We start from the raw sequence: 1,187 nt of genomic DNA, 5'->3' as shown, positions 1-1,187 counted from the left end.
TGAGGCCGCGGCCGAAGCGCGCGCCCGGGTAGACGAGCCCCACGGAAGTCCCAGGCCCCAGTCCGCGACTGGAGTACGTGTCCCCGTCGAAGGCGAGCGTGTGTCCGTCCCCGGCAATCAGTCCGCGCAGGGCGAGCGCGTCGTCCGCTGGCAAGGGGGGCGTCTTGAACTCCCACTCCTGGCGCACAGCACGCCGCCCGAGCCGATAGGCCCCGCTGAACGCGCGTGAGTCCGTGCCGATGTTCACCTGCCTGCGACGTCCTTCGGTGACGGGCACGGGGATTCCGTTGAGGGACAGGAACGGCATGCCTAGTACCTCCCACTCAGCCACTCGCCGTTGCCGCGTCGGCGGTGGGCCTCGCGCTTGATTTCGGCGTAGAGCTGCCGCGCCGCCTCCGCTGAGTCCTCCACGCCCTGAATCACAATCTGGCCGACGGTGACGTTGCCCCCGCTGACGGGCACCACCGGGCTTGAAGTGATGGGGGACACACCGACGGCGCTCGAAGCCGCGCCCGAAATCGGGTCCTGCGCATTGAAGCGGGCCAGCGCCACCTTGAAGCCCGACGGGACGTTCGTCAGCGCTTCGGTGGCCTTGTTCGTCGCCGCGGCATTCTCCCAGGCGGCAACGCTCGCGGCAGAGTTCGCAGCGGCGGCGTCATAGCTGGTGTTTTTCAGGTCATCGAGCGCGCCGTCGATCTGCTCCATGGGAATCTTCATGCTGTCGAGGCCCTGGGCGACCTTCTTGAAGGCACCACCGATGAGCGGAATCTTCCCCAGCGTCCGGAACACCCCCGCGACGAAGCCGATGATGGCGTTCCACACCGTCCCAATCCCCTTCACCACGTAGAGAATCCCCATCGCGACAAAGCGGATGACGGTGAAGAGCCCCTTCAGGATGGGGCCCGCGAGCAGCATCAGCGGCTGGAACAGGGCCATGAGGATTTGGCCGATGACTTGAATCAGCGGGGCAATGCCCTTCAGCAGCATTCCCAGCACTTCGAAGATGGGGGCGATGGCGGCCAGGGGCTTCGAGAAGCCTTCGAGCGCCTTGCCGACGGCATCGAGCAGCGGCGCAATCATGTTGAACACCGACGCCAGAATCGGCAGCACGGGGGCCAGCACGCGCCCAATCACGTCGGCGACGTATTGGATGAAGTTCGTCACCATCTGAATCAGCGACGCGAAGG

General features: G+C 65.9%; 2 pseudogenes. Both read right to left on the bottom strand.

From position 1 onward, the window contains the following. Nucleotides 1-307 (bottom strand): annotated as a pseudogene (locus LZ198_RS42795) (hypothetical protein); the annotation flags it as partial. 2 nt (nt 308-309) lie between these two features. After that, nucleotides 310-1,187: pseudogene (locus LZ198_RS42790) on the bottom strand (phage tail protein); the annotation flags it as partial.

It is taken from the genome of Myxococcus dinghuensis, assembly GCF_024198235.1.
Taxonomy (GTDB): Bacteria; Myxococcota; Myxococcia; order Myxococcales; family Myxococcaceae; genus Myxococcus; species Myxococcus dinghuensis.
This window is presented reverse-complemented; position numbering and strand designations above follow the sequence as displayed.